This is a genomic window from Acidiphilium sp., assembly GCF_049977125.1.
Taxonomy (GTDB): domain Bacteria; phylum Pseudomonadota; class Alphaproteobacteria; order Acetobacterales; family Acetobacteraceae; genus Acidiphilium.
Window position 1 is genome coordinate 1 of record NZ_JBMFGY010000123.1, and the last position, 8,836, is coordinate 8,836.

Here is an 8,836-nt window from a genome sequence, read left to right on the forward strand (position 1 = left end):
AACTAAAAAATGCAACTGTAATGCTAATCTCAAAAAAGCTCGAACGAGCCGGCATGGCTAGGGTGGTAATCCGCAGGCAGGCCTTGCAAGCGTCGAGCAAGATCAGAAAGTGTTACACCGTCGGTAGCCGTACCAAAATCGAGATGCCACGTGTCAGGTACTTGCGGATTCAGTTTTGCCAAAAAGCCGCAAAGTCCGTCAAGTCGTTGAGTTATGAGATCGAGCGACTGGGCAACTTGGTGTGCCGATGGGTCGTGGTCATTTTGCGCCAATGCCGATCCCAAGACGGACTGAATACCAAGAGAAAGTACCGACAGTTCACTCAGTTCGATTTCGAGGGCGCCAAATAATTCGGCGAGAGGCCGCGTCACACTCGAAATGGCTTCACTCTGATACTGAGCCGTTGAATCGCCACTCATTTCAAAACAACTCCAAGGATCCTGATGTCGCGCCAACCAAAGAGTTCGCGTTCTGTCGTTCCGTCCGAAAAACCGGGCTCTGATCCTGCCCCAGCAACGTCTGTCGGGCCCGGCCAGAGACCGGCCAAAACTGAATGCGGCGACCACGCTCGCCCCGCAGGCTACCGCCGACGACTGCAATGCCTTCATCACGCAAGAAACGTTCAGTGAAGCTCGCATTCAGATCACCGACATCGGTTAATCCACGCATCATACAGGCACCGCCGAATAATTTGGCACGTAGCCGAGACCGCTGAGCGCCGCGACGAAGCAATCCATTAACCAGCAACTCCATCGAATAAACGCCGTACCGCATCGCATTACCGGCAGGAGCGATCCCATTGTGTGCCATACGGTCACCGGGCAAGAGGAAATGATTCATCCCACCGACAGCGGCCACCGGATCCCAGAGGCATGCGGCAATGCAAGACCCTAGAATTGTCGTGAGGCACACGTACGGATCAGTATCAACATACTGTTCACCCTGAACGATGTTAATCCGTCGATCACGACAAACAGCATCTTGCGCTTGGTCGATCATCGGAGCGGACCAAGAACCGCTTCGATTTTTTCCTTCAACGTATCCACCGTAAAAGGTTTAACGAGATAATTGTTCACCCCGTGCTGCACAGCCGTCATGACCATCTCCTTATCGGCCCGGCCCGTTAACATGATAAAGCCGATCTTGCTGATCGGTGGATGCGCCCGCACTGCGCGCAGCAAGCTCAAGCCATTTAGATTGGGCATGTTGTAGTCAGAAATCACAAGATGCACCGGCTGTTTGCGCGTCAGAATGACCTTGAGCGCCTGCTCACCATCAACCGCATCCAAGATTTCGCCAATACCTAGTTGCTCAAGACCAAGTCGGGCAAGACTACGTATGGTTTGCTGGTCATCAACCACCAGAATTGTCAGTTCTTTGGCGATGGGCATTACACATGTTCTCTTTGAAGGGGGTTGGCCTTGGATTGAAGGTTCGCTTCACTCAAAATTTGGTCTGCGAGCCCGGCCAGCGGTAGTTGGCAGGCAACCGCACCAATCTCGAAAGCGACTCTCGGCATGCCGTAAACCACGCTGCTCGTCTCGTCCTGACCGAAGGTAGTAGCGCCCGCTCGACGCATAAGCAGTAGTCCCTCGGCCCCATCACGTCCCATACCAGTCAGAATAAGGCCGATCGACCGCGGCCCACAGACCCGCGCGACCGAGCCGAACAGAACATCAACCGATGGACGATGGCCATTGACGCGATCGGCATGGCTGAGACGACAGATGAGCTTGCTTGTGCCGACGACTTCCAGGTGGGCACTGCCGGGGGCAACGTAAATACGCCCAGGTACAATGGGCGCCCCGTCGCTCGCTTCTGCCACGGTTGGCGCACAGAGCCGATTGAGCCGATCTGCAAAACTTTTGGTAAACGTCTCCGGCATGTGCTGCGCAATGACCGTTGGTGGACAATTCGGTGGAAACTGGGTCAGAATCGTAATCAACGCTTCCACCCCGCCTGTTGAAGAGCCGATCGCGAGCACGCGTCCGTCCGGTGAGAAATTGCGACTCGCAGCCGCCTGCGTTATTGACGTCCTGGTGATTGATCTCATCGACGATCGGGACTTTCCAGCCGCCTTGATTTTTTCGGCAAGTTGGTCGAAATCGGCTGATCCTCCAACACCGGGCTTACCGACACAATCAAATGCGCCAAGTTCCAAAGCCTTGAGATTGGCTTCGGCACCTTCATGCGTCAGCGTTGACACCATGATTACCGGCGTCGGCCGGAGGCGCATGATTTTGTCCAGGAAATCAAGACCGTTCATATTCGGCATTTCGATATCGAGCGTAATCACGTCCGGATTAAGCATCTTAATCGCTTGGCGCGCTTCTAGGGGATCGGCCGCCTGACCAACCACCTTAATCTGAGGATCGCGCCGCAGCGAGGCGATAATCAAGCCGCGCATCGTAGCGGAGTCATCGACGACGAGAACCCTGACCGTCATGCGAGAGCACAGTTCGGCGTAAAGCGCCGATAGGTTGTGATACCATCGCTTCGCAACGCACGTTCTGCAGGCCCGCTGACACGTTCCGAGTGCCCAAGGTACAGAGCGCCTTCAAGCTCAAGCAGCGGGACCATACGCGTCCAGATTTTTTCCTGCGTCGGCAGATCGAAGTAGATGACGACGTTGCGACAGAAAATAGCCTGGAATTTGCCCCGCATCGGCCAATCACCGATCAGATTGAGTTTTCGGCATTCGATCAAGGCGCGCAAATCATTATGGGCACGAGACCGACCTGAACCGTTCTGTGCCGGCTCGAACCAGCGCTGCCGCATATCTGCTGGAATCGGCGTCAGCGCCTCCTTGTCATAAAGCCCAGCCTTCGCCGCCGCGACCATATTCGGGTCGATATCGGTCGCCAGAACTTTGATGTCGTATTTTGCTGCGTCGGGCATCAACGACAGGATGGTTAGACCAATCGAATAAGGCTCCTGGCCGCTCGAGCAAGCCGAGGACCAAATGCGGACACGCCCACCCTGACGCGCCTGTTTGATAAGCGGCGGCAGGATGATGGTTTTGAGATGATCAAAATGATGAGGTTCACGGAAAAACCGCGTGACGTTCGTTGTCAATGCCGCGAGCATTTCATGACGCTCATTGGCACCGTCAGGTCCGGAAACTAATTTGCAATAGGCGGAGAAATCCGGAAGTCCCAATGCACGTAACCGCTTGGCCAACCGCGAATAAACCAGCGTCGCCTTGTTCTCTGGCAACGAAATTCCGGCATCAGCATGCATGATGGTAGCAATGCTACGAAAATCCTCTAACGTCAGGCGGAACTCACCGCCCTCGACAAGTGTGGCACGCGATCGTGCTGAGACGGCGAGCGCGCTCATGCCGCCTCCAATTGATCGACCGGCAGGATATGATCGAGCGAGATCAGGCTGATCATTCTGCCATCGACTAGTAAAATCCCCCGCACAAAGGTTTTGACCAATTCGGATGCAACGTCCGGTGTTGCCTGGATGGCGCTGTCATCCATCGTCAAAATATCGGAAACTGCCTCGACCAAAAGGCCAATCTGACGATGCGCGATTTGAGCGACGATAATGACATGCCGTGCAGTTGGCTCTGAACTCGGCAGCCCAAGCCTTACGGCGAAATCGACAATCGGCAACACGGCACCGCGCAGATTGATCACGCCGCGCAAGAACGGTGGTGCCTGCGGCAACACCGTTGCGGCAGTCCATCCCCTGATTTCCCGTACCGTCATTATATTAACACAAAACTCCTGCTCACCCACCCTAAAGGCGATCAATTCACGCATTTTCGAGAAACTTTCGGGTTTTTCGGCCATGATTCAGTCCACCGCTAAAAGATTTGATTCCGGACGCAACAGCTCGAGTCCAACGGTATCGGGCTTTAACGGGTCGGAGCGGATCGGATCACTGCGCGTGACCGATACAATCGCATCAACATCAAGGATCAAGGCAACGCGCCCATCCCCCATCACCGTGGCCGCCGCAATGCCGGGGATGGTCTGATAATTGGCTTCGAGGCTTTTGATCACGACCTGCCGCTGACCCAAAATCGCATCGACCAGGAGGACAGCTTGTGCCCCTCCCTCACCCTCGACCAGAAGAGCGACACCTTTTTCCGCTTCAGCCGATTCAACCCGATACCCAAGCACTTGCCCGACATCGATCATCGGAATACAGCCACCACGTAGAGTAATTACACGTACGTCGCGACCGAGCGTGTGCATGTTGGCTGAGCGCGGCTGTAGCGATTCGATCATCGCACTCAGTGGCACGATCAGCGTGTGTCCAGCTACCATCACCACCATGCCATCGAGGACTGCGAGCGTCAGCGGCAGACTAAGCACAAAGGTCGACCCCGCACCCGGACGGGATACAATCGAGATGCGCCCGCCCAACGCTTGAACGGACCGTCGCACCACATCCATGCCGACACCACGGCCGGAGATGTCCGATACCGCATTGGCGGTCGAGAATCCGGGCAGGAAAATGAGATTGTCGGTCTCTTCATCCGTCAGCTGGGCATCAGGCCCAATCACGCCGTTTTCGATCGCCTTAGCGCGGACCCGCTCGCGATTGATCCCAGCACCATCATCGGCGACCTCGATCACAATTCGACCGGAGCGATGCAAGGCCGAGAGTTTAACCACACCTTCCGCCGGTTTGCCGTTAGCTACACGTTGCGCCGGAAGCTCCAATCCGTGATCGATCGCATTACGAATCATATGCGTAAGTGGATCGGCGATCCGTTCGATGACAGTTTTGTCGACCTCGGTGCCTTCGCCCTCGGTCAACAGCCGCACCTGCTTTCCAGTCAATGAGGCAACTTCGCGCACCAGACGAGGCATGCGCTGAAACACCGAACGCACCGGCTGTGCGCGGATCGCCATGACGCTGTCCTGAATTTCACGCGTGAGCTGTTCGAGCTCATCGAGTGCGGTGCTTACACCTGAGGCGCGAACCAACCCCGCTTCGGATACGCGCTGCGACAACATCGAACCGTTGATAACAAGTTCCCCTACCAAGTCGATCAGTCGATCCACCCGATCCAGGTCAACCCTGATGGTCGCTCCCAAACCAGGTGAGACGTCAGATCTGGAACCGGCACCATCCGCCGTTGTTGTAGCAATTGGTGTGGCCGACGACGTCGTTGGTGATGACGCAGGAGCGGCGTCGTTGACCTCGGTCGCCTGAGCTTTGCGAATTAGTTCCATGATGTCGAAGTCCCCGGGCGAAGCGTCCGCGGCGACAGCGGATCCAGCTTGATCCGCAATCACTGACAAATCACAATCGTCCTCGACGAACTCAAAAACGTCACGGATAGCTGCCTCGCTACACTCCCCGTGAAGCCGAACCGTCCACCCTAAATAGGCGCCTTCAGGATCGAGTTCCGCGAGATCTGGCAGTAATGAGGTATCGATCGTCACCTCGATCCGCCCAAGCCGTGCGAGTTCACGCAGCAGAAACGCGGTTTCATTGGCTTTGGCGTATAGTGCAGCATGGGGTTTTAAATTAATGATCAATACCCGCTCCGATTTAGGCGGAACATCAGCCGCAATGGCAACGTCGTCATCGATCGCAACTGGGGTGAAGACAAAGTCCCCCATGCCGTCGTCATCGCCGGGCATTGATTCTGCTGTCGGACGACCGGCGCTCGGCTCCGACGGGGCTTCCGCTTTCTGTGACCCTGACGAGCCATTCAGTTCGCGCAACTCCTGCGCCAGGGCTTGGATTTGGTGATCATCGGCACTGCCTCCGTCGCGCGCGACCCGAACAAGGTCGGCCAAGGTATCAGTGGCCCGCAGCATCAATTTCAATGCGATCGGCGAGGCCGCCATTCGGCCCGACCGCACAAGATCAAGAGAGGTCTCAAACACATGGGCAAATCTTACCAAATCGTCGAGTGCGAATGCGCCGGCACCGCCTTTGATCGAGTGCACCGCCCGAAAGACGGCATTCACGGTCTCGGCGTCGCCGCCACCTTGCTCCATCGCCATTAGTCCGGCCTCAAGCTCGGCAAGCTGCTCCTCACATTCCTGAAAAAATGTATCTCGAATGGCCGCCATCGGGTCCATCGGTGTGGTCTCCGGATTATTGAGCAAGAACGAGAAAGAAAGACATGCGCCCACCCATTGGCTTAAGCCGAAACTCGACGAATCGCATCAACCAGCTTGGCTGGATCGAACGGCTTCACGATCCAGCCGGTTGCACCTGCAGCCTTCGCCCTAGATTTTTTTTCGCCGTCAACTTCAGTGGTCAACACCAGTACCGGTGTTGAGCGCCACGAGGCGTCGCGGCGGATCGCCTCGATAAAACCAAATCCATCCATTCGCGGCATATTGATGTCAGTTATGATGACATCTGGCGTCTCATCACGGAGAATTTCCAGACCGTGGATGCCATCCTCTGCCTGGACAACCCGGAACCCGGCATGGACCAGAGAAATTTTCAACATATCGCGCATTGTGCGTGAATCATCGACGGTCAGAATAGTTTGTTTCATGCCATTGTCTCCGGCAGAGAGGTCAAATCTTCTGTACTAACCCCAAGTAAAATCAACGTTTCCACAATCATCGGAGGAATATTTATGACTAGAAAGCGCTTTCCATCGGCTTTCCACGTAGCGCGGGCAGCCAGGAGAACCTGTAGACATTGGCCGCCAAGGCGCTGAACCCTGCCACTGTCGACCTCGACGTCAGAGCCCCGACGTTCAAGCATTTGCTCCGTCAGGGGCGTTGCCGCCTTAAGATCGAGCACCGCATTCAATACGATCCGCTCGGCCTCGGACGGTGGCTTTGATTTTCTACCCATCGCTTTCGTTCCCAATCAGAATTCCTCCCAACGATCTGCACCGTTAGCCACTTCGAGTTTTCGCATTGGCCTGACCTTTGAAGAACCGTGCCCAGCAACAGAACCCTTGTTGCGGAACGCGACGGACTGAATAGCTGGATTTATCTCTTCATTGATTTGAAATCGTTGGATCACCGCAAGAAGATCCTTGGTCTCCTGAGTGAGGCTGTGGGTTGCAGCCGTTGCCTGTTCAACCATCGCCGCGTTCTGCTGGGTAACCTGATCCATCTGGTTTACCGCGACATTTACTTGATTCAGGCCGGTCGCCTGTTCCTGTGCAGAGGCTGCAATGTCGATCACAATCACGTTGATTTCACCGATATGGCGCAAAATCCGCTCCAGGGCGTTGCCCGTCTGACCAACCAGATCGACACCGGTAACGACTTGCTGAGCAGACGTGGAGATTAGGGATCTGATTTCCTTGGCGGCATCAGCGGCGCGCTGTGCCAGCGCCCGTACCTCCGATGCGACAACTGCAAAACCCCGTCCGGCATCACCGGCACGAGCCGCTTCAACGCCAGCGTTTAACGCGAGCAAATTTGTCTGAAATGCGATTTCATTAATAACGCCAATGATGTTACCAATTTTCCGCGACGAGTCTTCAATGCTGCCCATCGCCGCCACAGCCTCGCGCACAATGGTTCCGCTGAGTTCAGCGTCTACCTTCACTGTACTGACGGACTCCTTGGCATGAGACGCGCCTTCGGCGGTCTTACGTACGGTGGCGGTGATCTGGTCGAGAGCTGCTGCGGTTTCTTCGAGGCTCGCAGCCTGCTGCTCGGTCCGGCGTGAGAGATCATCAGAGGCAGCCGCGATTTCACCGGTGCCTGCTCTAATCGCCGCTGCATTGGCAGCAACAATTTTCATTGTTTCCTGCAACGTCGCCATGGCGACGTTGAAATTGGATCGTATGACCTCGTAATCGGCGTCAAATGGTTCAACGAGGCGGAATGTGAAATTTCCAGTCGCGAGCTTTTCCAATCCCGTACCAACGCCATCGACGACCCGCGCCAATTCCGCCGCGGCGCGCGTGCGATCTGCCTCATTGCGCAATCGTTCAGCATCAGCCACTTTGCGCTGATCTTCTGCTGCCGTTTCGAGACGGCGCTTTTCGATCCCCGTATCCTTGAATATTTGGACTGCGCGAGCAATGTCGCCAATTTCGTCGCGTCGGAGCGTGCCCGCTATCATGACATCGGTCTCACCACCAGTGAGCCGGGACATAACATCAAGCATCGCGCGGATCGGTGTTACGACCCAGATCCGAAAGCCGAGAAAGCCGGCCAAGAGCGTCAACGCGAGGCCACCGAGGATCAGGATAAACGTTGTGACGATCATCTTATGTGTCGCTCTAGCCAAGGCCACTGCTTTCGCGTCGGCACCGGCTGAAATGGATCTCGCGACCGCCTCGGAAGCCAAGATGAACGGCCGGAATTTCGGTGCACACGTCGCGAGATAGTTGGCCTGTGCTGCCAGTATTAACTGCGGCGATGTATTTGTCGAACCCTGCCGGATAGATTGCGCGCACGCATCGGCGATGATGGCGTGGCCCCGATCCCGCAGGGCCATCACGATTTTGACGCGGTGCGGGTCAAGTCGTGCCGCCGTGGTCATCAAGGTGGAATACAATGCCATGGAGTGGGTAATTTCGGCTGCGATACGCGCATTCCGGCTTGCAGAGGTCGAGATCAGGAGATTGGCAATATCCGCCTGCGCCGAAATAATTGCCCGGTTGCCCCGCGCGATCATGAGCGCCGCCTTAGTTTCACCCCTGATCAGATGATTGTATGACACACCGATCCGATTGACCCCTTCAGTAACAAATAGTGTGACGCCGATCGTGAACACCCCGAATGCCGCCATCACGACCAGAAATTTTAGAAGGATGGGCACGTGTTTCATGAGGTTACCTTTGTCCGTTCGGGCAACGATGCCCGAATGCACCGTGACTTCGGCTTCTAATGCGTGTTGATTAGCATCGGGTTAAGACGTCGCCGATCAGTCG

Annotated in this window: 10 protein-coding genes; all 10 read right to left on the minus strand. The window is 55.7% G+C overall.

Annotated elements, in window-relative coordinates:
* Positions 1 to 29: 29 nt before the first annotated feature.
* The 10 genes from ACP5E6_RS14430 to ACP5E6_RS14475 all read right to left on the minus strand — a co-directional run bounded on the left by ACP5E6_RS14430 (position 30) and on the right by ACP5E6_RS14475 (position 8,733).
* A complete protein-coding gene (locus ACP5E6_RS14430; RefSeq protein ID WP_427955047.1) occupies positions 30 to 419 on the minus strand; it encodes a hypothetical protein in 390 nt (129 codons plus the stop codon).
* A 1-nt stretch (position 420) separates the two neighbouring features.
* The gene (locus tag ACP5E6_RS14435; RefSeq protein WP_427955049.1) at positions 421 to 999 is read right to left on the minus strand and encodes a chemotaxis protein CheD; all 579 of its coding nucleotides are present in this window, start codon (positions 997 to 999) and stop codon (positions 421 to 423) included.
* Positions 996 to 1,391: a response regulator gene (locus ACP5E6_RS14440; RefSeq protein ID WP_427955050.1), complete on the minus strand. Its 396-nt coding sequence runs from the start codon at positions 1,389 to 1,391 to the stop codon at positions 996 to 998. The genes ACP5E6_RS14435 and ACP5E6_RS14440 overlap by 4 nt, the downstream gene beginning before the upstream one ends.
* A complete protein-coding gene (locus ACP5E6_RS14445) occupies positions 1,391 to 2,446 on the minus strand; it encodes a protein-glutamate methylesterase/protein-glutamine glutaminase (RefSeq protein WP_427955052.1) in 1,056 nt (351 codons plus the stop codon). Before ACP5E6_RS14445 ends, ACP5E6_RS14440 begins: the two co-directional genes overlap by 1 nt.
* Positions 2,443 to 3,339 (minus strand): CheR family methyltransferase, encoded by an 897-nt coding sequence (locus ACP5E6_RS14450; protein ID WP_427955054.1) that lies wholly within the window; start codon positions 3,337 to 3,339, stop codon positions 2,443 to 2,445. Before ACP5E6_RS14450 ends, ACP5E6_RS14445 begins: the two co-directional genes overlap by 4 nt.
* A complete protein-coding gene (locus ACP5E6_RS14455; protein ID WP_427955056.1) occupies positions 3,336 to 3,800 on the minus strand; it encodes a chemotaxis protein CheW in 465 nt (154 codons plus the stop codon). Before ACP5E6_RS14455 ends, ACP5E6_RS14450 begins: the two co-directional genes overlap by 4 nt.
* Before the next feature lie 3 nt (positions 3,801 to 3,803).
* Positions 3,804 to 6,056, minus strand: a complete 2,253-nt coding sequence (locus ACP5E6_RS14460) for a chemotaxis protein CheA (protein WP_427955058.1) — start codon at positions 6,054 to 6,056, stop codon at positions 3,804 to 3,806.
* Between the two features lie 62 nt (positions 6,057 to 6,118).
* Entirely contained in the window at positions 6,119 to 6,484 is a 366-nt protein-coding gene (locus ACP5E6_RS14465) for a response regulator (RefSeq protein WP_427955060.1), read from the minus strand.
* Positions 6,481 to 6,807 carry an STAS domain-containing protein gene (locus tag ACP5E6_RS14470; RefSeq protein WP_427955062.1) on the minus strand — a complete coding sequence of 109 codons (327 nt, stop codon included), beginning with the start codon at positions 6,805 to 6,807 and terminating at the stop codon, positions 6,481 to 6,483. Before ACP5E6_RS14470 ends, ACP5E6_RS14465 begins: the two co-directional genes overlap by 4 nt.
* Positions 6,808 to 8,733, minus strand: a complete 1,926-nt coding sequence (locus tag ACP5E6_RS14475) for a methyl-accepting chemotaxis protein (RefSeq protein WP_427955064.1) — start codon at positions 8,731 to 8,733, stop codon at positions 6,808 to 6,810.
* Positions 8,734 to 8,836: the final 103 nt, after the last annotated feature.

Bases quoted from the DNA above. Each gene is read 5' to 3' on its own strand.
- ACP5E6_RS14455 (WP_427955056.1), bottom strand. From the start codon at position 3,800: ATGGCCGAAAAACCCGAAAGTTTCTCGAAAATGCGTGAATTGATCGCC.
- ACP5E6_RS14465 (WP_427955060.1), bottom strand. From the start codon at position 6,484: ATGAAACAAACTATTCTGACCGTCGATGATTCACGCACAATGCGCGAT.
- ACP5E6_RS14460 (WP_427955058.1), bottom strand. From the start codon at position 6,056: ATGGACCCGATGGCGGCCATTCGAGATACATTTTTTCAGGAATGTGAG.
- ACP5E6_RS14440 (WP_427955050.1), bottom strand. From the start codon at position 1,391: ATGCCCATCGCCAAAGAACTGACAATTCTGGTGGTTGATGACCAGCAA.
- ACP5E6_RS14475 (WP_427955064.1), bottom strand. From the start codon at position 8,733: ATGAAACACGTGCCCATCCTTCTAAAATTTCTGGTCGTGATGGCGGCA.
- ACP5E6_RS14430 (WP_427955047.1), bottom strand. From the start codon at position 419: ATGAGTGGCGATTCAACGGCTCAGTATCAGAGTGAAGCCATTTCGAGT.
- ACP5E6_RS14435 (WP_427955049.1), bottom strand. From the start codon at position 999: ATGATCGACCAAGCGCAAGATGCTGTTTGTCGTGATCGACGGATTAAC.
- ACP5E6_RS14445 (WP_427955052.1), bottom strand. From the start codon at position 2,446: ATGACGGTCAGGGTTCTCGTCGTCGATGACTCCGCTACGATGCGCGGC.
- ACP5E6_RS14450 (WP_427955054.1), bottom strand. From the start codon at position 3,339: ATGAGCGCGCTCGCCGTCTCAGCACGATCGCGTGCCACACTTGTCGAG.